This is a genomic window from Rhizobium bangladeshense (genome assembly GCF_001662075.1).
GTDB lineage: Bacteria > Pseudomonadota > Alphaproteobacteria > Rhizobiales > Rhizobiaceae > Rhizobium > Rhizobium bangladeshense_B.
The window spans coordinates 65,565-89,830 of sequence record NZ_LYPL01000015.1; the positions used below are offsets into that span (position 1 = coordinate 65,565).

The 24,266-nt window shown below is 62.5% G+C and carries 28 protein-coding genes; 16 read left to right on the forward strand and 12 right to left on the reverse strand.

Annotated elements, in window-relative coordinates:
• Positions 1-2 precede the first annotated feature (2 nt).
• Positions 3-1,676, forward strand: a complete 1,674-nt coding sequence (locus A7X77_RS25055; RefSeq protein ID WP_064685544.1) for a response regulator — start codon at positions 3-5, stop codon at positions 1,674-1,676.
• A gap of 71 nt (positions 1,677-1,747) precedes the next feature.
• Here A7X77_RS25055 and A7X77_RS33195 read toward each other — a convergent pair whose 3' ends face one another.
• On the reverse strand, positions 1,748-2,221 hold the full coding sequence (locus tag A7X77_RS33195; protein ID WP_156668155.1) for a hypothetical protein: 474 nt from the start codon (positions 2,219-2,221) through the stop codon (positions 1,748-1,750).
• 501 nt (positions 2,222-2,722) lie between these two features.
• On the opposite strand from A7X77_RS33195, the gene treZ reads away from it, so the two are divergent.
• The 13 genes from treZ to A7X77_RS25120 all read left to right on the forward strand — a co-directional run bounded on the left by treZ (position 2,723) and on the right by A7X77_RS25120 (position 10,187).
• Positions 2,723-4,480, forward strand: coding sequence for a malto-oligosyltrehalose trehalohydrolase (gene treZ / locus A7X77_RS25065; protein WP_197486892.1), 1,758 nt, complete (start codon positions 2,723-2,725; stop codon positions 4,478-4,480).
• Between the two features lie 26 nt (positions 4,481-4,506).
• The gene (gene malQ, locus A7X77_RS25070; protein WP_064685547.1) at positions 4,507-6,414 is read left to right on the forward strand and encodes a 4-alpha-glucanotransferase; all 1,908 of its coding nucleotides are present in this window, start codon (positions 4,507-4,509) and stop codon (positions 6,412-6,414) included.
• 15 nt (positions 6,415-6,429) lie between these two features.
• On the forward strand, positions 6,430-6,630 hold the full coding sequence (locus A7X77_RS25075; protein WP_064685548.1) for a hypothetical protein: 201 nt from the start codon (positions 6,430-6,432) through the stop codon (positions 6,628-6,630).
• Positions 6,631-6,717: 87 nt separating this feature from the next.
• Positions 6,718-6,933, forward strand: coding sequence for a hypothetical protein (locus A7X77_RS25080; protein WP_064685549.1), 216 nt, complete (start codon positions 6,718-6,720; stop codon positions 6,931-6,933).
• Between the two features lie 11 nt (positions 6,934-6,944).
• Entirely contained in the window at positions 6,945-7,127 is a 183-nt protein-coding gene (locus tag A7X77_RS25085) for a hypothetical protein (RefSeq protein WP_064685550.1), read from the forward strand.
• A 9-nt stretch (positions 7,128-7,136) separates the two neighbouring features.
• Positions 7,137-7,325, forward strand: coding sequence for a hypothetical protein (locus A7X77_RS25090; RefSeq protein ID WP_064685551.1), 189 nt, complete (start codon positions 7,137-7,139; stop codon positions 7,323-7,325).
• A gap of 80 nt (positions 7,326-7,405) precedes the next feature.
• Positions 7,406-7,567: a hypothetical protein gene (locus tag A7X77_RS33595; RefSeq protein ID WP_170964797.1), complete on the forward strand. Its 162-nt coding sequence runs from the start codon at positions 7,406-7,408 to the stop codon at positions 7,565-7,567.
• Positions 7,568-7,701: 134 nt separating this feature from the next.
• Positions 7,702-8,103 carry a hypothetical protein gene (locus A7X77_RS25095; RefSeq protein ID WP_064685552.1) on the forward strand — a complete coding sequence of 134 codons (402 nt, stop codon included), beginning with the start codon at positions 7,702-7,704 and terminating at the stop codon, positions 8,101-8,103.
• A 67-nt stretch (positions 8,104-8,170) separates the two neighbouring features.
• Complete coding sequence (locus tag A7X77_RS25100) at positions 8,171-8,419, forward strand: hypothetical protein (protein WP_064685553.1); 249 nt, start codon at positions 8,171-8,173, stop codon at positions 8,417-8,419.
• Between the two features lie 208 nt (positions 8,420-8,627).
• Complete coding sequence (locus A7X77_RS25105; RefSeq protein ID WP_064685554.1) at positions 8,628-8,858, forward strand: hypothetical protein; 231 nt, start codon at positions 8,628-8,630, stop codon at positions 8,856-8,858.
• Between the two features lie 100 nt (positions 8,859-8,958).
• A complete protein-coding gene (locus tag A7X77_RS25110) occupies positions 8,959-9,222 on the forward strand; it encodes a hypothetical protein (protein WP_064685555.1) in 264 nt (87 codons plus the stop codon).
• Positions 9,223-9,351: 129 nt separating this feature from the next.
• Positions 9,352-9,855, forward strand: coding sequence for a hypothetical protein (locus A7X77_RS25115; RefSeq protein WP_064685556.1), 504 nt, complete (start codon positions 9,352-9,354; stop codon positions 9,853-9,855).
• A gap of 80 nt (positions 9,856-9,935) precedes the next feature.
• Positions 9,936-10,187, forward strand: a complete 252-nt coding sequence (locus tag A7X77_RS25120; RefSeq protein ID WP_064685640.1) for a hypothetical protein — start codon at positions 9,936-9,938, stop codon at positions 10,185-10,187.
• 303 nt (positions 10,188-10,490) lie between these two features.
• Here the strand turns inward: A7X77_RS25120 and A7X77_RS25125 are convergent, their stop codons facing one another.
• Complete coding sequence (locus A7X77_RS25125; RefSeq protein WP_064685557.1) at positions 10,491-11,219, reverse strand: endonuclease/exonuclease/phosphatase family protein; 729 nt, start codon at positions 11,217-11,219, stop codon at positions 10,491-10,493.
• A gap of 123 nt (positions 11,220-11,342) precedes the next feature.
• Between A7X77_RS25125 and A7X77_RS25130 the strand changes: the two genes are divergently transcribed.
• The gene (locus tag A7X77_RS25130) at positions 11,343-12,305 is read left to right on the forward strand and encodes a lysylphosphatidylglycerol synthase domain-containing protein (RefSeq protein WP_064685558.1); all 963 of its coding nucleotides are present in this window, start codon (positions 11,343-11,345) and stop codon (positions 12,303-12,305) included.
• Here the strand turns inward: A7X77_RS25130 and A7X77_RS25135 are convergent.
• Entirely contained in the window at positions 12,252-13,754 is a 1,503-nt protein-coding gene (locus tag A7X77_RS25135) for a phospholipase D-like domain-containing protein (protein WP_064685559.1), read from the reverse strand. The two genes, A7X77_RS25130 and A7X77_RS25135, sit on opposite strands and share 54 nt — an antisense overlap.
• Positions 13,755-13,844: 90 nt before the next feature.
• Between A7X77_RS25135 and A7X77_RS25140 the strand changes: the two genes are divergently transcribed.
• Entirely contained in the window at positions 13,845-15,095 is a 1,251-nt protein-coding gene (locus A7X77_RS25140; protein ID WP_064685560.1) for a DUF763 domain-containing protein, read from the forward strand.
• Positions 15,096-15,097: 2 nt separating this feature from the next.
• On the opposite strand, the gene A7X77_RS25145 is transcribed toward A7X77_RS25140, so the two are convergent.
• The 9 genes from A7X77_RS25145 to A7X77_RS25185 all read right to left on the reverse strand — a co-directional run bounded on the left by A7X77_RS25145 (position 15,098) and on the right by A7X77_RS25185 (position 24,266).
• On the reverse strand, positions 15,098-16,015 hold the full coding sequence (locus A7X77_RS25145) for a DMT family transporter (protein WP_064685561.1): 918 nt from the start codon (positions 16,013-16,015) through the stop codon (positions 15,098-15,100).
• A gap of 204 nt (positions 16,016-16,219) precedes the next feature.
• The gene (locus A7X77_RS25150) at positions 16,220-16,963 is read right to left on the reverse strand and encodes an ABC transporter ATP-binding protein (RefSeq protein WP_064685562.1); all 744 of its coding nucleotides are present in this window, start codon (positions 16,961-16,963) and stop codon (positions 16,220-16,222) included.
• Positions 16,960-17,814, reverse strand: coding sequence for an ABC transporter ATP-binding protein (locus A7X77_RS25155; protein WP_064685563.1), 855 nt, complete (start codon positions 17,812-17,814; stop codon positions 16,960-16,962). Before A7X77_RS25155 ends, A7X77_RS25150 begins: the two co-directional genes overlap by 4 nt.
• A complete protein-coding gene (locus A7X77_RS25160; protein ID WP_064685564.1) occupies positions 17,811-18,746 on the reverse strand; it encodes an ABC transporter permease in 936 nt (311 codons plus the stop codon). The genes A7X77_RS25155 and A7X77_RS25160 overlap by 4 nt, the downstream gene beginning before the upstream one ends.
• A gap of 4 nt (positions 18,747-18,750) precedes the next feature.
• Entirely contained in the window at positions 18,751-19,845 is a 1,095-nt protein-coding gene (locus A7X77_RS25165; protein ID WP_064685565.1) for an ABC transporter permease, read from the reverse strand.
• 5 nt (positions 19,846-19,850) lie between these two features.
• On the reverse strand, positions 19,851-21,437 hold the full coding sequence (locus A7X77_RS25170) for an ABC transporter substrate-binding protein (RefSeq protein ID WP_064685566.1): 1,587 nt from the start codon (positions 21,435-21,437) through the stop codon (positions 19,851-19,853).
• Between the two features lie 141 nt (positions 21,438-21,578).
• Positions 21,579-22,529, reverse strand: a complete 951-nt coding sequence (locus tag A7X77_RS25175; protein ID WP_064685567.1) for a dihydrodipicolinate synthase family protein — start codon at positions 22,527-22,529, stop codon at positions 21,579-21,581.
• Positions 22,530-22,551: 22 nt separating this feature from the next.
• The gene (locus A7X77_RS25180; RefSeq protein WP_064685568.1) at positions 22,552-23,439 is read right to left on the reverse strand and encodes an SMP-30/gluconolactonase/LRE family protein; all 888 of its coding nucleotides are present in this window, start codon (positions 23,437-23,439) and stop codon (positions 22,552-22,554) included.
• On the reverse strand, positions 23,436-24,266 hold the full coding sequence (locus A7X77_RS25185) for an NAD-dependent epimerase/dehydratase family protein (RefSeq protein WP_064685569.1): 831 nt from the start codon (positions 24,264-24,266) through the stop codon (positions 23,436-23,438). Before A7X77_RS25185 ends, A7X77_RS25180 begins: the two co-directional genes overlap by 4 nt.

The following is a 24,266-nucleotide window of genomic DNA, read 5'->3' on the forward strand; positions in this document are numbered from 1 at the left end:
CCATGAACCCCGTCAACATCCTCCTCGTCGACGACCAGCCCGCGAAGCTCCTGAGCTATGAAGTCATTCTCGAAGAGCTCGAGGAAAACCTCATCAAGGCGCAATCGGCCCGCGAAGCCTTCGAGCACCTGCTGCGCACTGAAATCGCCGTGATCCTCGTGGACGTCTGCATGCCTGAACAGGACGGATTCGAGCTCGTCAGCATGATCCGGCAGCACCCGCGCTATCAGAATACGCCGATCATCTTCGTCTCCGCCGTCATGCTGGCCGAACCTGACCGGCTGCGCGGCTATGCGGTCGGCGCCGTCGACTACGTCTCCGTGCCGATCGTGCCCGAGGTGCTGAGGGCCAAGGTCAGGGTCTTTGCCGATCTCTACAGGAAGACGCGGGAACTCGAACGCCTGAATGCCGAGCTGGAGGCGAGGGTGCACCAGCGCACCGCCGAGCTCGAAACATCGGCGGCGCAGTTGCGTCAGCTGAATGAAGAACTCGAGCACCGGATCGACCAGCGGACGCGCGAGCGCGAGGAGGCGCTGGCACAGCTCTTCGAAGCGCAGAAGCTCGACACGATCGGCCATTTGACCGGCGGCGTGGCGCACGACTTCAACAATCTTCTCATGGCGGTGCTCGGCAGCCTCAACCTGCTGAAGAAGCGGCTGCCGGCGGATGAGCGCAGCGAACGCCTGGTGACGAACGCGATCCAGGCGGCCGAGCGCGGCACGGCGCTCACCCAGCGCCTGCTCGCCTTCGCCCGCCGACAAGAGCTGAAGCCGCAGGCGGTCGACTTCCTCAGGCTGTTTGAAAACGTCGAGGATCTGCTCGCCAAGGCGGTCGGTCCGCGCGTCGAGATCCGAAAGCGCATCCCGGCGGATCTGGAGCCGCTGCTGGTGGATAGCAATCAGTTGGAGCTGGCGCTCCTCAACCTCTTCGTCAATGCGCGCGATGCGCTTGAAAGCGGCGGTGCGGTGACGGTCGCTGCGGCGGCGGAAGAGGCACGGCCGACCGGCCTTGCGGGAGGGAATTACATCAAGATATCGGTCTCGGACGATGGCGAGGGGATGGACGAGGCGACGGTCCTGCGTGCCGCCGAGCCATTTTTCACCACCAAGGGGATCGGCAAGGGCACCGGGCTCGGCCTGTCGATGGTGCATGGCCTGGCAGCGCAATCGGGCGGCTCGATCCAGATTTCGAGCGCGAGAGGCAAGGGCACCACCGTCTCCCTCTGGCTGCCCGTCGCCGAGAGCTTCACCAAGGCGCAGCCGGCGGTCGTGCCGGCGGCCGCGGAACCCGTGAAGCCGGTGTCGCGGTCGCTTGCCATTCTCGTCGTCGACGACGATGCGCTCGTCAGGACCGGAACCGTGGCGATGCTGGAGGACCTTGGACACCTGCCGCGGGAAGCGGCATCGGCTTCCCAGGCTCTGGAATTCTTCGCCGGAGGACAGGAGTGCGATCTTGTTATCACCGATCACGCCATGCCGGGCATGACCGGCGCCGAGCTCGCGCGCCACCTTCGTGCAGCTTTCCCCAACCTGCCAGTAATCCTCGCGTCCGGCTATGTCGAGCTTACCGAGGACCAGGGGCTCGGCCGGATGCTCAGGATGACGAAGCCGTTCACCCAGGAGCAGCTTCAGGCGGCCATGGACGAAGCGCTCCGGGACAAGGTCGCTGCGGCGTGACGAACGAAGCCAGCGGCAGGCGCGGCCGAACCTTGGGCTAAGGCTTAGGCGGCGGTGGGGCAATCCGCCTCTTATTTGCCTCGCTCCCAAGCGATGATCAGAAAGTACGAGAAGCTATCAATCTTATTGTCTTTGGGGTTTATCGCCAAAGCCGCCTCATCAAAATCCCTGGAGCCGCTGAGGATATAAACGGCCTTGCATCTGCCGAGAGCATCTACCGTCGGATCGCAAAACATTAGATGTCGATTTTTTATACTCAGATCTTCGTTGATGATTTTGCCGACATCTCGCAGGATCTCCTTTGCATGGGGATCTGGATCTTTCATGTACGAAGAGCCATCAAGTCTAAGTATCTTTGCGATCCTTAAGGTTCGCCTGTTTCCATCGCATTTAAATACAAGTGCGGCATCCGGCGAACTTTTGCCGAAGGCTGGGCACTTGTTTTCGATGGATTGGAGCGATGTTATCTGAAAACTCTTGGGTAAATTCTGCGTATGTACTCCAGTAAAAAGTAAAATTGAAGCGAAGCCAAAAATATATTTCACAGTATTGCCTTTGCTCCTGATCGGTTTCGTCCATGCGCGCTTCTAGACGCTTCCAGACTTCGGTGACGGGCTTGGCTTTGGAGGGGGCTGCCTTATGAGCATCGTAGGTAGCCGCAACTTGCGTTCGCAGCCAATGCTCGACGTGCTTCGCCGGTTCCACGGGCAAAGCAATATTCATCCGCCGGGTTGAATTCATCTTTGCGTCCCGTTTCTTGCCTCCTTGTTCATGCGCTGCTAGAGAGAATCCTACTATTCTTGAGCATCGACTGTCACGCTTGCCGTCGGTTTCATTTGTCACGCTATCAAAACCGATAGCATCTATGCCCTCCAGCGCCCGATGCGATCTGATGCGTGCGCCATGTGGCCTGTGGCGACCGACGTGGCCGATATGCTGGCGGGTGACGGCGGCCGCTTTCCCACGTCCGCTTGCGGACGAAACTTTTTGCTCCCGCGACAGTTACCCAGATCCGTCCATTCATCAAAGGCTCTCCCTTGACCAAAATGACGTTCGGGCCCGCACTCAGCGAAGACGGCGTTCTGTTCCGCCTCTGGGCTCCTCTGCATGAAAGCGTATCGTTGAGGATCGAAGGCGCGGATTCCCGTCCGATGCAGGCGGACGACGATGGCTGGCATCGCTGCGTGGTCGCGGAAGCCGGCGCCGGCACGCGCTACCGTTTCGTGCTGCCGGATGGTCGCGAGGTTCCCGATCCCGCCTCGCGGTTCCAGCCTGAGGATGTGCATGGCCCGAGCGAAGTGGTCGATCTTTCTGCCTACCGCTGGAAGTCCACTGCCTGGAGAGCCCAGCCCTGGGAGGAGATGATCATTTACGAAATGCATATCGGCTGCTTCACGCCGCAGGGTACTTTCAAGGCCGCGATCGAGCGTCTCGACCATCTGCGGGAGCTGGGCGTGACGGCGCTGCAGATCATGCCGCTGAGTGAATTCCCGGGCCGCTATAGCTGGGGCTATGACGGCGTGCTTCCCTATGCGCCAGACAGCAGCTACGGCCGGCCCGAAGATTTGATGGAGCTGGTGGATGCGGCGCATGAGCGCGGCATCTCGGTCTTCCTCGACGCGGTCTACAATCACTTCGGACCGGACGGGAACTATATCCCGTCCTACGCGCCGCTCTTTACCGATCATCACAAGACGCCCTGGGGCAACGGCGTCAATTATGACGGCGACGGCTCCGAGATGATCCGCGAATTCATCATCGAGAACGCCGTCTATTGGATCACCGAGTTCCGGCTCGATGGTTTTCGCTTCGATGCCGTCCACGCGATCAAGGACGACAGCAGGGAACATCTTCTGCATGCGCTCGCGCGTCGTGTCAGGGCAGCGGCCGGCGACCGGCAGGTTCACCTGATCGTTGAGAACGAGGAGAACGACAGCGACCTGCTGCAACGCGATGAGAACGGCGCGGCGCGGCTGTTCACCGCCCAGTGGAACGACGACCTGCACCATGTGCTGCATATCGCTGCGACCGGCGAGACCTTCGGCTATTATGCCGACTACGCCGGCGATGCCGATAAACTCGGCCGCGCGCTGGCGGAAGGTTTCGTGTTCCAGGGTGAGCATATGCCCTACCGCGGCGGCAGCCGGGGTAGGCCAAGCGGCCACCTGCCGCCGACCGCCTTCGTGTCCTTCATCCAGAACCATGACCAGATCGGCAACCGGGCGCTCGGCGACCGCATCATGGCAGCGAGCCCGGCCAATGCCATCAAGGCCGTCACATCAATCTACCTGCTGGCGCCCGAGATCCCGATGCTGTTCATGGGCGAGGAATGGGGTGCCAAAGAGCCCTTTCCGTTTTTCTGCGATTTCGACGAGGATCTGAACGACAAAGTCCGCAAAGGCCGGCGCGAGGAACTGTCGCGCCTGCCGGGCTTCGATGCCGACGAGCTTCTCGACCCGACGGCGCCGTCGACCTTCGCTGCCGCCAAGCTCGACTGGTCGAAACGCGCCTCCTCGGAGACCCTCGATTTCTACAGGACGCTTCTCGATCTGCGACGTCAAAGAATCATTCCCTTGCTGAAAGGCGGCGCCGGACATGCGGCTTACCGATCGGCCGGCACTGCGGTGGCGGTGGATTGGACGTTTGCCGGCAACCGGCGCCTTCACCTCAGGGCTAATCTCAGTGACGAGGCCGCGACGCTCGGCGCTCAGCATGAGGACGGCGAGACGATCTTCCGTCTCGGCCGAAATGACGATGGCGATCTTGCACCTTGGACGGTGATTTGGAGCATCAGTGAAGCGTAAGAGGCTGAGATGAAGGCGATCGAACCATGAGGCCCGCGGAGATCGAAAGGCTCGCCCGTCGGCACGGCATCAGCCCGACAAGGCCCAGTCCCGACAATCGGGAAGTGGCGATCTCCAGCGAGACCAAGCGCAAGCTGCTTTCGGCACTGAAGGTCGACCTCTCGGGAGCGGCTGATCGCGAGACGGCCGGGACGCGGCAGGAGCCGAAGCCGACGCGCAAGGAGATCCCAAAGTCATACCTCCCGGATTTTCTTTCCGGCACGCGCGTCTGGGGCATCAGCCTGCAGCTTTACGAGCTTCGCTCGGCGCGCAACTGGGGCATCGGGGACTTCGAGGATCTGTCCACTATGACAGATCTGGCGGGATCGCTTGGCGCCGATTTCATCGGTCTCAATCCGCTTCACGCGCCCTTTCTCGCCGATCCCGAGCGCTGCAGCCCCTATGAACCCTCGAGCCGCCAGCATCTCAACCCGCTCCAGATCGCCGTCGACCGCGTGCCGGGCTTTGCCGGCAGTGCCGACCTCGAGCGGCAACTGCAACGCCTTCGGCGAACCGAGCTCGTGGATTACGCCGGCGTCGCACGAACCAAGCTTCAAGCGCTGCGGGATCTCTGGCCGGAGTGGCGGGCGCGAGCCGCGACCGACAAGGCCTTTGATCCCCGGGATTTCGACGCCTTCGTCGAGCAAGGCGGCGACAGCCTGCGGCGGCACGCTCTTTTCGAATGCCTGTCGCTTTCCATGGCGACTCGTGGCGCAGGCGCCGGCTGGCACAAATGGCCGCCCGATTTCCAGCGCCGCGACAGCGCTGCCGTCGCCGAGTTCGAACATGAACATGAAGACGATGTGTGCTTCCATATGTGGCTGCAATGGCTCGCCCACCGGCAGCTGATGCAGGCGGCCGAGCGGGCGCGGAAGGCCGGCATGCGGATCGGGCTCTATCTCGATCTTGCCGTCGGCGAAGCAGTTGACGGCTCAGCGACATGGAGCGAGCCGGATGTCTATATTTCTGAGGCCACCGTCGGCAGTCCTCCCGATCCCTTCGCCGTCGACGGGCAGGACTGGCATCTTGCCGGCTATCTGCCTTCCATGATCGCATCGGGGAAGACGTCTCCCTTCCGTCGTATGGTGAGCGCTGCCATGCGCTATGCGGGTGCGATCCGCATCGACCATGTCCCGGCGCTTCGCCGCCTCTTTCTGGTGCCGCTCGGCGCCAGCCCGGAGGGCGGCGGCTATGTCGGCTATCCCCAGGATCGGCTCCTGCAGATCCTTGCCGAGACGTCCGCCGAGCATCGATGCCTCGTCATCGGCGAAGCCTTGGGGATGATCCCTGAAGACCTGCCCGATGATTTGGCGGCGGCCCGAATTCTCTCTTATCGGATCCTTTCCTATGAACAGGACGACGACGGCTTCAAGCCGGCGGCTGCCTATCCCGTTCTTGCCTTGGCGTGCATTTCGACGCACGATCATCAGACCCTGGCCGGCTGGTGGCGCGGCGCCGACATTCAGGACCGGCGCGAGCACGGCATCGTGCCGCCGGATCTCACTGAAAAGCATCTCGAACACCGCAGGCGCGAGCGGCGACGCCTGAAGGCGGCGCTCGGGGCCGCCGGTTTCGGCCTGCCGCAGCGTCTTGACGCAAGGGCAAGTCTGGAGGCGCTGAGGCAACTGACTGTCAGCGCCTATCGCTTCATCGCCAGAACCCCATCCCTTCTCGTCGCGGTTCGCCTTGCCGATCTCACAGATGAGAAAAACCCGACCAATATTCCCGGCACCAGCGACTGCTATCCGAATTGGAAGCCGAAGCTATCGGTTTCGCTCGAGGACATGATGTCGAGCCCACTCGTCCAGCGCGTAACGGAGGCGATGCGCAAGGAAAGGCCGCAAAATCGAATGGCAAGGGAACGAATAGGAAGCCGGCGGATTCTGAATAGATAGGAAAGGATCGCCGAGATGATTTCCAAGAAACAGTTGGTCGAAGTCGCGGTGGATACCGAAGAAGGGCGTGTCCCTCTCGGCATCATGAACGCCAGGCAGGCGCTCGCGCTTCCCGATGATCTCGATGTCGAAATATCGCATCCCGATCACGAGCCGGGCAACACCGACCGCTTCATCCAGAAGGACGAGTTGCGACGGCATCTCGACGAGCGGTAGGGCCATCCTGGCGGTCCCTCCGGCTGACCTGCCTTCGATCCCGGAACCTCGGTGGATCTGGATTGTTTGATAACCAAGGAGAAAACCATGGCACATGCCGACCGGAAACATATCGGCGCTGGCGCGAAGGGAAAAGGCGATGGCAGCGGCGCCATGACCGATCTCAAAGAACAGCAGCTTCCCGGAAATATGGTCCTGTCGAACCGCGACAAGACACAACATTCCAAAGAGCGCGGCCTGGACGGCAAGACGGTTCAGACCGAGCAGTATTCTGATCACAGCTCCAATCGAGACCCCGACTGAGGAGAGGCGTGATGAGCAGCAGGCTACCTCCGATTCCAGCCGGCAACGTCAGCAGCAAGGGCGCAGGCAAGCCGACGAAGACCAAAGCAGAAGACGCCGCAATGGCAAGCGGCGGCGAAGACCCGGATAAGAAGGGTCAGCAAGGCAACAGTAAGATCAATACCAGCCATCAGGGCTATCAGCAGGACCGCTAGGAGGCATCGATGTCCACGTCCAAGAAGAGCGCCGCGACCATCCGCCAGGGCGGTCCGGGCGCTTCGCATGAAAATGCCAAGGCGCCGCTCGACATTAAGAAGCCGGCAGCAGAGCCGGACAAACGCACGCGAAGCAAGGTCTCCGGCGGTGGCGGCGAGCATGATCGCCACCACGGCCATGACCCGCGGCGGAAGTGAGGGGCAGACTGGCGGCGGACTAACCAGCCGAAGGGATGAGGTCCGTCGCTTCATAGGATCAACATGATGGAAGACAGACCATGACGACCGCATTCATCCTTGTTGCATTGGCTCTCATCGTCATCTACGCCGGCCCGACACTGCTGTTTATCTGCGTCGGTTATGCCGACTACATGCTGGAGCGGCGCAGACACTTGTTGGCTTTGAAACACGCAGTAAGACGTCGCAGCGACGAGCTTTAGGCGTCCGACAATATCATTGAGGCGCGAGCGCGAGGCAGGTTGCGCGTTGTCGCGACATGCGCTGTCAATTGATTATCAAAACAGTTCCATGGAGGGACCGCGAGGCCGGAACGCTGATTTTGGGAGATGTGAAAATGCCGCGGCGCAAGAACAGTGAGACGACCCTCGACACCAGGCGAGCCAAGCTGGGCGAACCAGTGCCGAAAGCCATTATCGATACCAACACCGCATCCGTCGGCGTCCCCCGGCAGCCCGAAGAGGACCTGCGTGTAGAATTGAGCACATTGCGCAAACAGATCGACATGCTCCAGCAACAGGTGCTGGAGGCCGGGCGATCCGCGAAGGACAGTGCTGGAAAAGCGATCCATCAGACCGAGGCCGTGGTCAAACATTACCCGCTTGCAATGGTTATGCTCGTGGCCGCTGTCGCGGGTGTGTTCGCCTTTGCTTCACATCACGTTGCCTCGCCGCGTCGCGAGCCATCCGCTTTGCGAGACGTCAGGGACTTCTACGACAGGATGCGCCAGCGGATCTGACAAGATTTCAGGATTGTCAGCACACCGATTTTGCCCGAGGCTCTGTGGCGCAATAAGGGAAAACCGGATGCTCGACATTATTATACGCAGCGCTCTTGCTATCGTCGCGCGGACGGAACGCTTGATCGAAACTGCGAGGCGGCTGCTTGACAGAGATGGCCTCGACTTGGCGGAGGGGTATGAACTCGATCGTGAGATCGAACGGTTGAGGGACGTGGTTTTTGAGGCGGACGAGGCAGTCCGGTCGCTCGCACTCACCGTCGAATGCTGGCCGCAGGCCGCCCACGCCCACTCGTTAGAGAAAACGTTGCACTGACTGCGTGACTTTAACAGTGCCGCGATTTCCTAAGTTGCTGTTATAAAACAGGTTTTTCAACACGGATCGGCATGTCACGCCGATGTCACGCGACCGTGGAGGCAATATGTGCTTGATTGGGACGTTCGGCGCTTCCGATTTCCTAGCCGGCTGCGCCTGAAACACGGAAAATGAGGGCAGGGGCGCTATTATCGTTGGGGCATGGGCGATGACTTTGGAGACCTCCGGGCAGATATCCGAGCCCGACGAATTTGTTTTTCCGGTTCACACCCGGACGATCGCACAGATACGCTATGATATTCGTGGCCAGGTGATGACGGTCGTCTATCATGATGGCCGCTCGCGCACCACGACCGGCATACAGGGTTCGGCGATGCTGAGAATCCTCGCCCAGCGTCCGCTGGAGCGTTCCCCGTTTCTGTTGCGAACGGTCATCTGATAGAGGAAATCGGCGCATCCGCAGCTAAATCGTCTTCATGGTGCATCCATTTCCCGGGAACTGCGTTCATCCTCGATAGCCAGTCTATGGAGGGAAGACGATGACCTTTCCACGGCCGAAAACCGAAGCTCCCGCTCAGCGCTTCCAAGAAGCGAGCGCTGCTGCACGCGACGCTTTGGAAAAGCTGATTGCTGCCGCCAATGAAGCCGGATGGGGGACCGAGGAAATATCGGTCGCATTCCTCGAGGCCGCGCGGTTTTTGAACGAGGCCAACAAAAAAGATCCCGATCCTGCCGACGATCCGATCATCAGCGAGGTGCCAGGCAAGCGAGAGCAGATTGGACACGGCGAGCTTTTTGATTGAAGCATGTCGCGCAAAAGTGTGCAGCGGTATGCGGCAGCGACATGCGTGGGCCCGCAGGCGCCAAGTCGGCGAGTGGGATCAATTTGAGCCATCGGGCGTTCTGCGGTGAGGAAACACGGGAGACGCATCATGTTCAAGAACGAATCCGGCACTGGCGCCGCCAACAGGCTCGACGACGCAGGCATCCCGCTCGCAAATAAAGAGGAGGCGGAAATCAATCCTGACCTCGTCAGGCGCGAGGGTTTCGCGAGCGAGGCCGAATACCGCGCCTATCTCGCCACGCTTGGGGGGGAGATTCCGTTCGATGCCTATGTGGCGGGAACTGTCGAGACCTGCGAAGAACATGCTCTGGAAGGCCATCTGCGGGAGTTGCGGGAGGAGCTCGAAAACCTCCAGGCCCGTCTGCAGGTGATCCGGCGGCAGGCCGCGACCGTCTTGACCGAAAATGCCCGCTGGGCCGATGCCAGCGCCCATGCCCAACTCGGTGACCGGCCATGGCTCAAGCTGGCGGGTGCGACGGCGGCAGCCTTCGTCGTCACCAGGGGGCTCCGGCGTTTGCCTCTCGGGACTGTGGCGACCGCGGCGCTGCCCCTGGCCGCCGCCGCGATCAACCGGAAGTTTGCCAGAGGTTGATGTCCGACGGATGGCTGAAAGGAGCGCCATCTTCTCGCCGAAGTGTTCGCGCCATCTTACGGTCTGGAAGGGAGATGAATATGGCTGGACATGACGACCGCTATATCGAGATCACGACGCGTCTTCGCTCGATGCGGTCTTTCTGCGACTTCCTCTCGCAGGGCGGTACCGTCCGCGTCGCCTTGTCGGACGGCGAGCCCTTTGAGGACGTCACCGCCGTTCTGCTGGAACGGAATCGCCGGGAGGCGGAAGCTCTCGCCCGCACCCGCAGGCAGCTTTATCCCGACCTCGCAGACGAGGATGTGACGCCGCCGCTCTACAGCCGTCATTGAGACTCCCCCTCAGGCAGCGGCCGCGCCACGCCTGTCCGTTCCTGAGCAGGTTCGTTTGAAAGGCGATGTCGTCGATGAGGCCGATGATTTGCACGATCTTGATCGGCAAGCCTGGCCGTGACGGCGTCGCGGTTTTGCTGCGTTGCATTGGCAAGGAACTGGCCATTGCCGCCGACAGATTGCGAAAGCCGCTTAAGGGTTGCGGGACGGAGTTTTGGAATATCCATCCGCCCCTGAAGCAGGCTCGATGCATAAAAGCCCACGGCGCCCACGGCATGATGTCCGGATGGGCTACGCCGACGATTAGGCGAAACCGATTTCCGCAAACAGAGGCAGATGGTCCGAGGCGATCCGCGTCAGCCGATTTTGCAGGACAGTGGCCTTTTTGACGACGAGATCCTCGGTGACGAAGATATGGTCGAGACGCATCAGCGGGTAGCGGGAGGGAAAGGTCGCTTTGGCGGGGGCCTTGCCCGCGAGCAGGGCGTCCTTCAACGACCGCGCGGCAAGTCGGTACGTCGCCGATGATGGAATGGCATTGAAATCGCCGCAGAGAATGCAGGGAAGAGGTTCGTTCGCCGTGCCGCGCAGCCAGCCCGCGTTGAGCAGCGTCGTCATTTGCCGGATGCGCTCGCGCCCGCGAAGGCCGAGATGGGTGTTGATCACCAGGAGCTTCCTGTCGCCGACCAGTATTTCGACGGAAAGCGCGCCGCGCTGTTCGCCGATGGAGGGCAGAGGGCCGGCCTTGACCGCGCTTGTCGGCAGCGCGGTGATGATCGCATCGCCATACTGCTCCTCGGCAACCGACAGCGCCGGATGGAAATGCGCCTGCATCTTCAGCAGCGAGGCGATCGCATGGGCCTGATCGACGCCGCCGGTCCGATGTCTCAGGACATCGACTTCCTGCAGGGCGACGATATCGGCTCCAGCCTCGGCAATGACCGACGCGATGCGGCCGGGGTCGAGCTTCCGGTCGTTGCCGATGCAGCTGTGCACGTTATAGGTCAGGAGTTTGATCGATCTATCCGGCATCGGCCCGCTAAAGCTGGTCTCCCCTCGAGAGACAGGGTTCGTTCTCCCCGAGGGGAACACAAAACTCTTTTGATCGTTCCAGATGATCGAGCCGTGGCGCTCGCACCTCGAAACGGACAATCGATGAGCCTGAAAACCGCAATCTGGAATGGACTGCTCGTTGCCGCCCTTTGTATCGCGGGCTTTCTTCTCTATCGGATCTTCCGCCAGTACAGCCTGGAGCAGATCGTTCAATCGGTCCGCAGCATACCTTTTCCTAGCTTCGGCACAGCACTCCTGTTTGCGGCGGCATCCTATCTGTGCCTGAGCTGTTTCGACTTGCTGGCGATCCGCTCGCTCGGCAAATCCCTGCCCTACCGGAAGATCGTGCTCGCCTCCTTCATCAGCCTTTCGCTCGGCCACAATATCGGATTTGCGGGTCTGAGCAGCGGCGCCTTCCGCTATCGCTACTATTCCCGTTGGGGCCTGACGGCCGTGGACGTGGCGAAGATCATCCTGTTCTGCGGCGTCACCGTCGGCCTCGGCTTGATCACGCTCGGCGGCCTTGCCCTGATCGTCAATCCCGGCGATGCCGGGGGTCTGCTGCGCATCGACCCGGCGAGCACCCGCCTTTTCGGCCTCTTGGCGCTCGTCGTGCCGGTCGTCTATGCGGGGCTGGCGTTTTTCATCCGCGGCAGGCTGCGGCTCTGGCACTGGTCGTTTCAGCTGCCGCGAATTTCGATCGCGCTCGCCCAGATCGGGGTCGGGACGATCAATTTCATGATGGTGTCCGCCTGCCTGCACCAGATGCTATCGGTCTTCGGCGACGTTGCCTTCTTCAAATCGGTGACGGCTTACGTGCTCGCCAATTCCGCGATCCTCGCGACGCATGTCCCCGGCGGTCTCGGCGTACTCGAGGCGACGGTCTCCTATGCCGTGCCGCAGGAGGCCTCGATCGGCGCGCTGATTGCATTCCGCTGCGCCTATTTCTTTATTCCGCTGGCGCTTGGCACCACGCTTCTTGTCGTCAGCGAACTGATCTTCCGGCGCCGGTCACGCGGGGCGGACGAAGAGACGGAAGAGCGCGCCGAGGCCCAGTCGGTCTAGGAGCCTGAAGGGCCGGGCCGGGTCGAAGAGCGAGGTGCCTCTTATGGGCGAAATACTGCCCGATAGATCGACGGCAAATTCCCGTAAGCCTCGAGGCCCATCATTGAGCGTATCGATTGCTCGGATGATCGAGCCGCTGCGTGCAAAGGCCGCGGCAAAGGTCTCCGGGGTCGTTCCGAGATATTCGGCCAGCAGGCGATCGCGCAAGTCCGCGATTCGCCGGCGATGTTCGTCATTGCCGGCCTCTAGCAGCATGTCGCATTCCGAATCCAATCCCTCCGAGCGGTTGTTGAGATTGGAGGAGCCGATGCGGATCAGTTCGTCGTCGGCAATGATCAGCTTGGAATGGATGAGCACGTCCACCCCGTCGTCCTTTGGCGACCCGGGCACTGGCGACCCGGGCACGACGGGATAATAGACCCTGAACCGATTGGCGCGATCGGCGCGCTTGATGCGACGAATGACGCGGTCGCGATTGCCGCCCATGAAGAGTTTTTCGATCAGGCCGTGCGAACGGCGCGTGCAGATGACCACAATCTCGGGGCAATCTTCCTCCTGTAGCCGCGCGGCGAGGGCGTCGGCGATGCGGAAGGAGGCGAGATATTGCGCTTCGATGTAAAGCTGCCGCCGCGCCCGGGCGATGATATCGAGTGTCGAGGCGATTCCGTCGCTGACCCCGGCGCAGAAAGTCGTCGCCGGCTCCGTCAGCACGAGGCTGACGGGGATTTGCTTCAGCGAAACGGCAAGATCGTCCGGCCATGTGAAAGGGTAGCTCTCGGTAAGCGGTCCATGGTTTTCGCCGGTGGCGTTTTCCCAGCGCCGCCGCGCGATATCGCCGATCAGCCTGGCGGCGTCGCCGGTGACCATCGCCTGAACGTCATGCAGCGGATCGTAGGACACGCCTTCGGGGTCGCGTCGCAGCGCCTCCTTGGCGCGATGGCGTCTCGTATCCCATCGCCGCGACGTCAGGTCCATGCCGCCGATGAAGGCGACGGCATCGTCGATGCAGACGAGTTTCTCATGATGGCAGCCGCGCACGGTGTTTTGAAGATCGAAGCGCAGATCGATCCTGGCATTCCTCGGGAAGTTTTTCTTCCGAAGCACCTGCAGGGACTTACCCGAATAGATCGGTCCGAGCGTCCAGATGAGGATGCGTATCTCGATCGCCGGATTTGCCTCTGCCACGGCATGCAGCAGCTCGGCCAAGGTTTCGCCGGATTTTTCCGGCTCCATCGGAATATCAGGATTGAAATCCCATCCGACGATCCAGATCCTGCGCCGCGCCTGCCGCAGCGCCCGCGCCAGCTCGGCGAAATACCGGTTGCCATTGATCAGGAAGGCGGCTTTTTCGGCGTAGCCTTCCAGTTCCTGTTTTTCACCGCCGCCTGGCTGTTGCGCTTTTGTTCTAAGCAGGTAGGGTTGATTGAGCATGGTTTCTAACGCGGTCATGGTTGCCTCGGCCTTTCGACTGAAAGCAAACGCCCGGAACTTTCCCGAGTTCCCGATCGCCGCCGGCGATGGAAAATGTAAGGAAAAGAAATGTCACAGCGAGCAGGCAGCGCCGATCTACCCCTTCATGGGGGACGTGTGCCGCATTGGCTCGGCGACCGGATGACGCGGCTCGGCACGCTGATCACCGAGGCGATCGTTCATCATTACGGTCGCGATGAGTTTCTGCGCCGGCTCGCTCACCCTTTCTGGTTTCAGTCCTTCGGAGCCGTCATGGGCATGGACTGGCATTCCTCCGGCATCACCACAAGCGTTCTCGGCGCCTTGAAGCGCGGGCTGAAGCCGTGCGCCGGCGAACTCGGCCTGCATGTCTGCGGCGGACGCGGCCAGCACTCGCGCAAGACGCCGCAGGAGCTCGTTTCGATCGGCGAGCGCGTCGGCCTCGACGGGGAGGGGCTGGCGACGACCAGCCGCCTGATCGCCAAGGTCGACAGTGCCGCCCTCCAGGACGGGTTCGATCTCTACCTCCACGGCTTCATCGTCGCCGACGACGGCCATTGGGTGGTCGTGCAGCAGGGCATGAACGGCGACCGGCGGCAGGCGCGGCGCTATCATTGGCTGTCGGAGGGGTTGGAGAGCTTCGTCGACTCGCCGCATGCGGCGATCGAGGGACGGAGCCAGGGCGAGATCGTCAATCTTGCCGACAAGCGCGCCGAGCGCTCGCGGCGAGGCCAGCTCGATCTGCTGGCGACCCTCGGTCCTGACAGGATCGTCCGCGAGGCGGCGGCGCTGCAACGCGCCGACGAGCCGGCGCCCGAGCCCGCCGAGCAGCCAATGCTGCCGCACCTGATCATGCCCGCCCATCACGATGTCCGCGAGAGTGATGTCAATATGCGCCGCCTGCATGGAAATCTCGCCGCGGCGGCCGATCGCGGGCCAGCTGATTTTCAGGAACTGCTGCTCGTTCCTGGTGTCGGCGCCCGCACGGTGAAGGCGCTGGCGATGGTGGCGGAGGTCGTGCACGGCGCACCCTGCCGGTTCTCCGACCCGGCCCGCTTCTCGATCGCCCATGGCGGCAAGGACCGTCACCCGTTCCCTGTCCCGCTCAAAGTCTATGACGAGACGATCGGCGTGATGAAATCGGCAGTGCTGAAGGGCAAGCTCGGACGGGAGGAGGAGTTGCAGGCGCTGAAGCGCCTCGACGAGCAGTCCCGCCGGATGGAACGCTACGTGACCGGCCCCGACCTCAAGGAAATCATCGCCGGCGAATTCCGCCAATCCGCCGGTTTCGGCGGCCGCAGTGTCTTCGGCTGGGAGCCGCCGCCGGTCGCTGACGATTGATCTCAGTGGCCGTCGGGCGGGACGGATTCGGCCGGCACCGTCTCCTTCAGGTTCTTCCGATGGAAGATGAAGAGACCGGCAAAGACGATGATGGCGGCGCCGATGACGATCTGCATGTCGGGAATATCGTTGAAGAAGATGTAGCCAAGCACGATCGCCCAGAGCAGCAGCGTGTATTGCAGCGGCGCCAGCAGCGATGCCGGTGCGAGCTTCAGCGAGCGCGTGATGAGCAGATGCGCGCAGGTCGCGACAACGCCGAGCAGCAGCATGCCCGACCAGTCGACGAGTGTGGCCGGCTGCCAGTTGCCGATGCTCAAGCCGATGCCGGTGACGAGGGCGGCGACCGTCTGCCACGTCACGAGCGTCGTGTCGCTCGTCGAGCGCAGATATCGGCTCATGACAAGCGAGAGCGCAAAGGCGAAGCTGCCGGCAAGGCCGAAGAAGGATGGAAGCGACAGCATCGCCGTGGAGGGCCGAAGCGCGATGACGACGCCGGCGAAGCCGACCAGCACGGCAAGCCAGCGCCGCCAGCCGATTTTTTCTCCGAGAAAGAAATGCGAAAGCGCGGCGATATAGATCGGCCCGGCCATATAGAAGGTCATCACGTCGGCGAGCGGCAGATAGGCGACGGCGGCATAGAACAGGGCGACATCGCCGGTCGCCATGGCTACCCGCATGAACTGGAGGCCTTTTTGCTCGACGCGGAACAAGGCCATCGGCCCTTGCCGTGCGATCATCGGTCCGAGCACGATGAAAGCGCCGAGCGAGCGGATCACCAGCACCTGACCGACGGCAAAGCTGGTCATCAACCACTTGCCCATTGCATCGTTCAGCGCAAACAGCAAATCGCCGAGCAGCATCAGGAGGACGCCCGTCATGATCAGGTTACCCGTATTGGCGACGGCCGTCTTGGTCTTCATTCCCCGAATCCTCGCAAAAACGGCCGCGCATGCGCGGCCGAATGCGGCTTCGGCCTTAACAAGGCCGATGTCAAGTGTTCACTGGTGTACAGACAGCGGGCGGCCGGCGTGGAAAGAGCGTGCCGAGGCTGAACCGCTGGCGGTCAACGTCGAGCGAGGCGGTCGCTATTGGGACTGCAAGCCGTCTCTTGGCTGGAGGGGGAGCTATCCCCTGCCATACATCCGGCTCGCCCGCAGCAGGCGCTGCGAATAGGGATGTTCGACTGCGCCTCTTCTCAGCGACTCGATATCGACCTGTTCGACGATCTCGCCCGCCTCCATGATGGCGACGCGGCTGCACATGTGGGAGACGACGGCGAGATCGTGGCTGACGAGGAGATAGGTGAGGCCACGCTCTTTGCGCAGGTCCTGAAGCAGATTGAGGATCTCGGCCTGGACCGACACATCGAGCGCCGATGTCGGCTCGTCGAGGAGCAGGACATCGGGATTGAGCATCAGGGCGCGGGCGATCGCCACGCGCTGCCGCTGTCCGCCGGAGAGCTGGTGCGGAAAGCGGTAGCTGAGCGCCGGGTCGAGGCCAACCGAGCGCAGCACCGCGTTCACGTCGCCGGAATTTCGGTCCAAGCCCTGGTTGCGCAGCGGCTCTTGCAGCTGCGAGCGGATGGTCTTGCGCGGATGGAGCGACCCGTAGGGGTCCTGGAACACCATCTGCACCCGCCGATAGAACGGCCGGCTGCGCTGGCGCTCCAGCGCCTCGCCGTTGAGGGCGATGCGACCGTCATAGTTGGCGTTGAGGCCGGAAAGCGCCCGGAGAACCGTGGACTTGCCGCAGCCGGATTCGCCGACCAAGCCGAACGCCGTGCCGCTCTCGATGGCAAGGTTGACGTTTTTGACGACAGGCCGCTCGCCGTGCCCGAAACGAATGGTGAGATTGTCGATCCGGATCATCTCGGTGCCTCCGCGAGGTCATTCAGCCAGGCGGGATCGCGCTTCAGGATCGGCAGCCGGGCGGGCGGATCCTCGATCGTCGGCAGCGATGCCAGCAGCCCTTGGGTATAGGGATGTTTGGCCTTGTCGAGATCGCGCGCCTCCAGCACTTCCACGACTCGGCCGGCATACATGATGAGGACGCGGTCGCAGAAATTGCGGATCAGGTTGAGGTCGTGGCTGATGAAGATCAGGCCGAGATTGCGGCGGGAGACCAGTTCGTCGAGCAGCGCCAGGATTTCGAGCCTGACCGTAACGTCGAGCGCCGACGTCGGCTCGTCGGCGATCAGCACCTCCGGTTCGGCGATCAGCATCATGGCGATCATCACGCGCTGGCCCATCCCGCCGGATATTTCATGCGGATAGAGGCGGGCGACGCGTTCGGGATCGCGGATCTGGACGGCTTCGAGCATGTCGAGCGCTTGGGCGTAGGTTTTTTTCGCGCTCACCTTGGGATGATGGAAGCGGTAGGTCTCGGCGATCTGCTCACCGATCCGCATAACGGGATTGAGCGAATATTTCGGGTCCTGCAGGATGAGGCCGATCCGCCGCCCGCGGATTGTCATCATCGTCCGCTCATTCGCCTTGAGGAGATCCAGGTCGTGAAAGCGCATCCGCTCGGCGCTGACCTGTGCTGTCGGCGGCAGCAGTTTCATGATCGCCCGGCCGACGGTGGATTTGCCCGATCCGGATTCGCCGACGATGCCGAGTTTTTCCTGGCCGAGCGTAAAACTGACGCCGCGCACCGCGCGCATGTGGCCGCCGCCATAGGCGATTTCGAGGTCGCGAATATCGATCAGGGGCTGCGTCATTCCGAACCTCTCGGGTCGAGCACGTCGCGCAGCGCATCGCCGACGAGGTTGAAGGCGAGGCTGACGAGCGCGATGGCGATGCCGGGTGCGGCGATCACCCAGGGGCTGTCGAGCATGAATTCGCGGCCGCTGGCGGCCATCGAACCCCATTCCGGCCATGGCGGCTGTGCGCCGAGGCCAAGGAAGCCTAGGCCGGCGGCGGTGATGATGATGCCGGCCATATTGAGCGTGACGCGGACAATCACCGAGGGAATGCACATGGGCAGGATGTGGCGGGTGATGATGGCGATCGACGTCGCGCCCTGCAAGCGCACAGCGGCGATATAATCCGCCTTTCGCAGGCTGAGTGTTTCCGCCCGCGCCAGCCGCGCGATCGGCGGCCAGGCCGTCAGTGAAATGGCGATGATCGCATTGGTGATGCCGGGGCCGAGAGCGGCGGCAAAGCCGAGCGCCAGCACCAGCCCCGGGAAGGAGAGGAAGATATCGGTGATGCGCATCAGGATCTCGTCGACGATGCCGCCGAAATAGCCGGAGAACGTGCCGATCAGCAGGCCGAGCGGCGCGACGATGATCGTCACCAGCATGATAATGTAGAGCGTCGTGCGGGCGCCGTAGATCACGCGCGCAAAGACGTCGCGGCCGAAATTGTCGGTGCCGAGCCAATGTTCAGCGGAGGGTGGCGCAAGCCGCCCTGCCATATCCTGAACGATCGGATCGTAGCTCGTCAGCAAGGGAGCGGCCGTCGCCACGACGATCAGCAGCATGATGATGACGAGGCCGGCGAGGCCGAGCGGGTGAAGGCTGAATTTCTGCCAGCCCTGATGGATCTGCTGCGCCGACGACTGGAACCAGCCCTGAGGCTCGGGCGCGTGCAGCCAGTTGCGAAAGCCGCCGGCATGGGTGGTGTCTGCGTCTTCGGTGGAGATCGTCATGGCGTCACCGTGTTCTCGGATCGAGGATGCGATAGAGGACGTCGGACAGGATATTGATCGTCAGGAAGACGGCGCCGATCGTCAGCACCGAGCCCATCACGACATTCATGTCATTCATCTGCAGCCCGCGCGTGAGGTATTGGCCAAGCCCCGGCCAGCCGAAAACGGTCTCGATCAGCACCGCGCCTTCAAGCAGGCCTCCGAAGGTCAGCGCCAGGATCGTCAGGAGCTGCACGCGGATATTGCGGAAGGCATGGCGCCAGACGACCTTGCGGGTGCCAAGCCCCTTTGCCCGGGCGGTAATGATATATTCCTGGCTCAGCTGCTCCAGCATGAAGCTTCGCGACATGCGGCTGATATAGGCGACGGAGTAATAGCCGAGGGTTGCGGCCGGCAGGATGATGTGGCCGAGCGCATTGTGGAACACGTCCCATTGGCCCTCGATCGCCGCATCGATCAACAGAAAACCGGTCGTGGGCGTGACGAGGCCTTCGTAGAAGACGTCGACCCGGCCCGACGCGCCGACGAGCTTCAGCTTGGCGTAGAAGATGAACAGCGCCATCAGCCCGGTCCAGAAGATCGGAATGGAATGGCCGGCAAGGGCGACGATCCGGGCGATGTGGTCGATGACCGTCCCGCGCCGGACCGCAGCGGTGATGCCCAGGGGAATGCCGACGATCGCTCCGATGATCATCGCGATGATGGCAAGCTCGATGGTGGCAGGAAAGATCGTCATCAGATCGGTCAGGATCAGCTGACCTGTCGTCGCCGACATGCCGAGATCGCCGGTGGCAATCTTGGCGACATAGGAGAGGAACTGCATCCAGATCGGCTGCCCGAGGCCGAGCTCATTGTAGACGCGGTCGTAAACCTCCTTGCTGACTTCCGCCCCGGTGATAGCTAGCACCGGGTCGGCAGGCAGCAGGCGACCCATCGAGAAGGTCAGGAAGAGGAGGCCGAGCAGCGTCGTCACGACGGCCACCACGCGCCCCGCCAGCCGCCGCAGCAGGCTCAGCATAGGGTGCGGGGCTGACTCGGCGAACCCGCTCCCTCCCGGCTGGCGGCCCTCCCGCTTCGATGTCAGATCGGCGCTCGCCACGCGCTCTACTCCTTGGTCACATCATGCCAGCGCGTCGACCATGTCGTGTGCCCGTGATAACCTTTCACGTTGGCGCGCATGACATAGGGGTCGGTTCGCTGGAAGAAGATGACGAGCGGCGAAGCCATGCCGGCATAGATGCCGTCCATCTTCTTGAAGATGTCGGTGCGCTTTTCCGTGTCGCGTTCCCGCATCGATTGGTCGATGAGTGTGTTGAGCTCGTCCACCTTCATGCCCGTGCGCCAGAGATAATAGCTGCCGAGGCGCGCCTCGTCGCTATTGTCGGGGTTGAAGGCATATTGCGTGGCGACAGCGAAGGGATCGGGCAGGCGGGCGCCGGAATTGCCGAGCAGCACCTCGAATTTGCGCTCGCGGAAGGCGGGCGTGAACTCGCCGGGCACGAGATCGAGATCGAAACCGGCGGCGCGCGCACTTGCCTGCAGCGCCTCCGCGAAAGGCAGGGTTGGAGCTCCCGAGGGATTGAGCACCTTCTTCAGGCCGTTGGGATATCCGGCCTCCGCCAGCAGCTGTTTGGCCTTGGCGGGGTCGTAATCATAGCGCACGGCCGCTTCCTCGGGCGCGCCGATCATCCCGCGCGGGATCATCGACTGCCAGGGAAAGCCGGTATAACGCATGATGTTGCCGGAGATCGCCTTCCAGTCGAAAGCATGCTGGAAGGCCTCGCGAACCTTCGGCTTCTGCAGATCGGGGTCCTTCTGGTTGAGGGCGATATAGTAGAAGCCGAGGCCCGGGACGTTCTCGATCACCACGTCCTTGTTGGTGGCGAGCGCATCGAGATCGCCGCTCGCCACATACTGGCCGACATCGACGTCGCCGGCTTCGAGCTGGAGCCGGAGGTTGCCGGACTCCGGGATGTGGCGGGCGACGACACGGGCCATGGCCGGCTTGCCGCCCCAGTATTTCGGCTGCGCATTGAAGATTGCCACATCGTTCGGACGCCATTGCGCCAGGCTGAACGGACCGCTGCCGGCGGAATTGGCCGAAAGCCAGGCGCCGCCGAAATCGCCGTTCGCCTCATGCGCCAGGACCGTCTTCTTGTCGACGATGCCGATCGACGAGCCGGCCAGGGAATAGAGAACGAGATCCGTATTCACCGCCTGCGGCAATTCGATCTCCAGAGTACGCTCGTCCTTCGCCCGAACGAGTTTTTCGACGTTATCGGCCGTGAAGCCCCAGAGGGCGACGTCGGTGGAGCCGACCTGGCCCATCTTGATGACGCGCTGGATCGACCAGGCCGCATCCTCCGCAGTCACCTTGTTGCCGCCCTGGAAGACCGCGTCGTCGCGCAAGGTCAGCGTGATGAGCTTGCCGTCGGCCGAGACCTCCCATTTCGTCGCAAGCATCGGCTTTAGCGTCTTGAGGTCGTCGGGCGAGAGCTGCACGAGGTTGTCGTAAAGATTCGAGATCAACTCGGACACCGTGCGGGCGTTGTTCTGAGCCGGATCGAGTGTGCGGATGCCGGTGAGGTTGGTGCCGATGACCAGCATGTTGGGCGGCGACGCCGCCGAAGCGGGTTGCGCGGCCATCAGGGCACCGGTGATTGCGATCGTCGTCAGTACTTGTCTCAGCATTTCAAGACCTCCCAATCCTGTCGCTTGTCAAAATCGTGTCGAACTCAAAGCATGGTGCCGAAAGCGTGAGCGCGTCCGGCGCCATGCCTAACTCTTTAATCTGGAACGGCATTCAGACCGATCGGCCTAAATCGTCCTGTTCTAGCCGGCCGCCTTTGCGTCCTGCCGGCCCGGGTCGGATCGAATGTCGCCGTCGGCCTCCCAGCCTTCCAGCAATCGATGAAGCTGCTCGCGGTCATGTTGGTCGAGCCGCGGCAGCCCCGGCACGCGCACCGGCCCGACGTCGAGGCCGGCATAGGTGACGGCCTCCTTCACAACGGTGACATTCGCGCCGTTGCGGAATTTGGTCCGCATCCGCTCGAAGGGTTCGAGCTTGTTGACGATCGCTCTTGCACGGCCGAAATCGCCATTTTCAAGCGCATCGTGGACCGCGAGCGAGAGCTTCGGTGCGATGTTGACGAGGCCGGAAGTGAAGCCGCGCGCGCCAGCGGCCGTGAAGGTCGGCGCCCAGCTCTCCGCCAGCCCGCATACGAAGAGCGCACCGTTCGGATCGGCCGCCGGGATCGCGCGCGACAGCAGCATCAGGTCGGTTGTGGCAAATTTGATGCCGGCAATGTTGCCGTGGTTTGCGAGGCGGACGATATCGGCGACCGCAAAGCCGTCGGCCCTGACATAGGCGATGAGCGGCAGGGCGCAGGCATCGGCGAGATTGCAGAAATAATCGATCTGAGCCGAAGGTGCGGCGAAGGGATCGACGGGCTGGTGCGACATGACTGCGGAGGCCCCAATCGCCGCCGCATCCCTCGCCATGCCGATCGCCTCGCGTAGCGACCGGCCGATCGCCGCCGTCACCGGCGCCCTGCCGTCGACCCCCGATACCGCCGCCTCGTGGACGATCCGGATTTCCTGCGGCGTCAGCGCATAGAATTCCCCGGTATTGCCGGCGGCGACGATGTTGTGAATGCCGGCCGCCGCCACCCGCCCATAGACCTGCGCGGTGATACGCGGTTCGACTTCGCCTTTTCCGTCATAGGCCGTGACGGGAACGCCCGACACGCCTGTCAGCGCCTTGCGCATGATTGCGATGCTCATTCTTCTCCCCGTTCGCTTTCCATCAAAATGAGTGATTGCCGAAGCGGAACGGCGCCAAGCCCTCCGCATCCACGTCGAAGGCGATGACCGTGCCGGCCTCGAAACGTCCGGTCCGGTCCGTCGACAGGCTGGTGACGAAGAGCGTCCTGAAATCGGGCCCTCCGAAACATGGCATGGTAGGCGCCGCCGCCGGCAGATGATAGATTTCGACGATCTCACCTTCGTTCGATATCCGGTTGAGACGGCCGGCAGAGACGCCGGCGCTCCAGTAAAACCCGTCGCGATCTATGGCCGCGCCGTCGGGCCGCCCCTCTTCCTCGGTGAAGCTGCGAAGCCGGCGGGCTTCGCCGAGCTCGCCCGTCGCCGGATTGAAGTCGAAGGACTGCAGGAAGCATTGCCGGCTGTCGGAGTGGTACATCCGCCGGCCGTCCGGCGACCAGGCGAGGCCGTTGGAACTCGTTAGACCTGTTGCGACAGCGCGCGCGCTGCCGTCGGCTCCGACGCGAAAAAGTGCGGCGTCATTCACCTGCGGCTTGGCTTCGCTAATCGAGCCGACCCAGAAGTGTCCATCCGGGCCGACCTTGCCGTCGTTGAGGCGGCCGTTGACGTGGCGCCCGGTCGGATCGCAAAGAAACTCGATATCGCCGGAGACGGGATCGAAAATATGGACGCCAGTCTGAAGACCGACGACGATCCTGTTGTCACGGCAAAGCCCGAGGCAGCCGACCGCGGCCGGCATTGCGAAGCGGTCGACCGTGCCTTCGGGGGAAAGCCGAAGCACTGCCGGCGCCAGGATGTCGACAAGCCAGAGAGCACCGGTCTCTTCGTCCCATACGGGCGATTCGCCGACCGTCAGCGGCTGCTGCAGCACTGAACGGATCTTCGGTTCAATGATGCGCGGCGTCGTCACGAGACCGTCTCCGGGTTTTTGGCGAGACCCTCGCCATCGCGCATGCGAATGGTGCCGTCGTGATTGAATTCGCAGAAACCGCCGCCCTGGAATGCGCGGGCGACCGCGCCCTCCGCGCCATCCTCGATGTGGGCGTGATCGCGCGGCCGGTCCTGCGGCTGGTAGCCGAGTCTCGCCGCCAGACCGTTCTCCCACCATTTCTCCTCCGTATCGGAAACCCCGTAGACGACCGTTGCGGCAATCGAAGGATGGCTGAACCCGATCCGCACGAGTTGCGCCAGATCCCGGGCGCTGATCCAGATCGCAATCGATCGCTCGCTGTTCGGATAGGTGCCGGCATTGCCGATGCGGATGGATAGAGAACGGATGCCCGAAGTGTCGTAGTAGAGCCCCGCCACCAGCTCGCCCCAGCATTTGGAAAGCCCGTAGGGGCTGTCCGGCCGCATGGGATCGAGCGGCGAGATGATCTGGCCGCGCGGATAAAAACCGGTCGCATGGTTGCTGGAGGCGTAGACCACCCGCTCGACCTTATTGATCCGGGCGGCCTCGTAAAGATTGTAGGTGCCGAGGACATTCGCCTGCAAGATCGCGTTCATGTCGACGCCGCCTGCAAGGCCGGCGAGATGAACGACGCCGTCGATGCCAGCCAGAGCCGCCGTCGCCTCTTCGAGCTTTGACAGATCGGCGCCGACAAAGCTTTCGTTCTCAGCCAGATCCGCAGGTTCATGAACGTCGATCAAGCGAAGATGCTCGACATGCTGCCGAAGGAGCGGGCGCAGCAGCGTCCCGACGCGTCCGGCAGCACCCGTCACAGCAACCCGTCTCAT

What these genes read in the sequence shown, in the direction of transcription:
- A7X77_RS25055 (WP_064685544.1), top strand. Translation starts at nt 3, where the DNA reads ATGAACCCCGTCAACATCCTCCTCGTCGACGACCAGCCCGCGAAGCTC.
- treZ (WP_197486892.1), top strand. Translation starts at nt 2,723, where the DNA reads ATGACGTTCGGGCCCGCACTCAGCGAAGACGGCGTTCTGTTCCGCCTC.
- malQ (WP_064685547.1), top strand. Translation starts at nt 4,507, where the DNA reads ATGAGGCCCGCGGAGATCGAAAGGCTCGCCCGTCGGCACGGCATCAGC.
- A7X77_RS25075 (WP_064685548.1), top strand. Translation starts at nt 6,430, where the DNA reads ATGATTTCCAAGAAACAGTTGGTCGAAGTCGCGGTGGATACCGAAGAA.
- A7X77_RS25080 (WP_064685549.1), top strand. Translation starts at nt 6,718, where the DNA reads ATGGCACATGCCGACCGGAAACATATCGGCGCTGGCGCGAAGGGAAAA.
- A7X77_RS25085 (WP_064685550.1), top strand. Translation starts at nt 6,945, where the DNA reads ATGAGCAGCAGGCTACCTCCGATTCCAGCCGGCAACGTCAGCAGCAAG.
- A7X77_RS25090 (WP_064685551.1), top strand. Translation starts at nt 7,137, where the DNA reads ATGTCCACGTCCAAGAAGAGCGCCGCGACCATCCGCCAGGGCGGTCCG.
- A7X77_RS33595 (WP_170964797.1), top strand. Translation starts at nt 7,406, where the DNA reads ATGACGACCGCATTCATCCTTGTTGCATTGGCTCTCATCGTCATCTAC.
- A7X77_RS25095 (WP_064685552.1), top strand. Translation starts at nt 7,702, where the DNA reads ATGCCGCGGCGCAAGAACAGTGAGACGACCCTCGACACCAGGCGAGCC.
- A7X77_RS25100 (WP_064685553.1), top strand. Translation starts at nt 8,171, where the DNA reads ATGCTCGACATTATTATACGCAGCGCTCTTGCTATCGTCGCGCGGACG.
- A7X77_RS25105 (WP_064685554.1), top strand. Translation starts at nt 8,628, where the DNA reads ATGACTTTGGAGACCTCCGGGCAGATATCCGAGCCCGACGAATTTGTT.
- A7X77_RS25110 (WP_064685555.1), top strand. Translation starts at nt 8,959, where the DNA reads ATGACCTTTCCACGGCCGAAAACCGAAGCTCCCGCTCAGCGCTTCCAA.
- A7X77_RS25115 (WP_064685556.1), top strand. Translation starts at nt 9,352, where the DNA reads ATGTTCAAGAACGAATCCGGCACTGGCGCCGCCAACAGGCTCGACGAC.
- A7X77_RS25120 (WP_064685640.1), top strand. Translation starts at nt 9,936, where the DNA reads ATGGCTGGACATGACGACCGCTATATCGAGATCACGACGCGTCTTCGC.
- A7X77_RS25125 (WP_064685557.1), bottom strand. Translation starts at nt 11,219, where the DNA reads ATGCCGGATAGATCGATCAAACTCCTGACCTATAACGTGCACAGCTGC.
- A7X77_RS25130 (WP_064685558.1), top strand. Translation starts at nt 11,343, where the DNA reads ATGAGCCTGAAAACCGCAATCTGGAATGGACTGCTCGTTGCCGCCCTT.
- A7X77_RS25135 (WP_064685559.1), bottom strand. Translation starts at nt 13,754, where the DNA reads ATGACCGCGTTAGAAACCATGCTCAATCAACCCTACCTGCTTAGAACA.
- A7X77_RS25140 (WP_064685560.1), top strand. Translation starts at nt 13,845, where the DNA reads ATGTCACAGCGAGCAGGCAGCGCCGATCTACCCCTTCATGGGGGACGT.
- A7X77_RS25145 (WP_064685561.1), bottom strand. Translation starts at nt 16,015, where the DNA reads ATGAAGACCAAGACGGCCGTCGCCAATACGGGTAACCTGATCATGACG.
- A7X77_RS25150 (WP_064685562.1), bottom strand. Translation starts at nt 16,963, where the DNA reads ATGATCCGGATCGACAATCTCACCATTCGTTTCGGGCACGGCGAGCGG.
- A7X77_RS25155 (WP_064685563.1), bottom strand. Translation starts at nt 17,814, where the DNA reads ATGACGCAGCCCCTGATCGATATTCGCGACCTCGAAATCGCCTATGGC.
- A7X77_RS25160 (WP_064685564.1), bottom strand. Translation starts at nt 18,746, where the DNA reads ATGACGATCTCCACCGAAGACGCAGACACCACCCATGCCGGCGGCTTT.
- A7X77_RS25170 (WP_064685566.1), bottom strand. Translation starts at nt 21,437, where the DNA reads ATGCTGAGACAAGTACTGACGACGATCGCAATCACCGGTGCCCTGATG.
- A7X77_RS25175 (WP_064685567.1), bottom strand. Translation starts at nt 22,529, where the DNA reads ATGAGCATCGCAATCATGCGCAAGGCGCTGACAGGCGTGTCGGGCGTT.
- A7X77_RS25185 (WP_064685569.1), bottom strand. Translation starts at nt 24,266, where the DNA reads ATGAGACGGGTTGCTGTGACGGGTGCTGCCGGACGCGTCGGGACGCTG.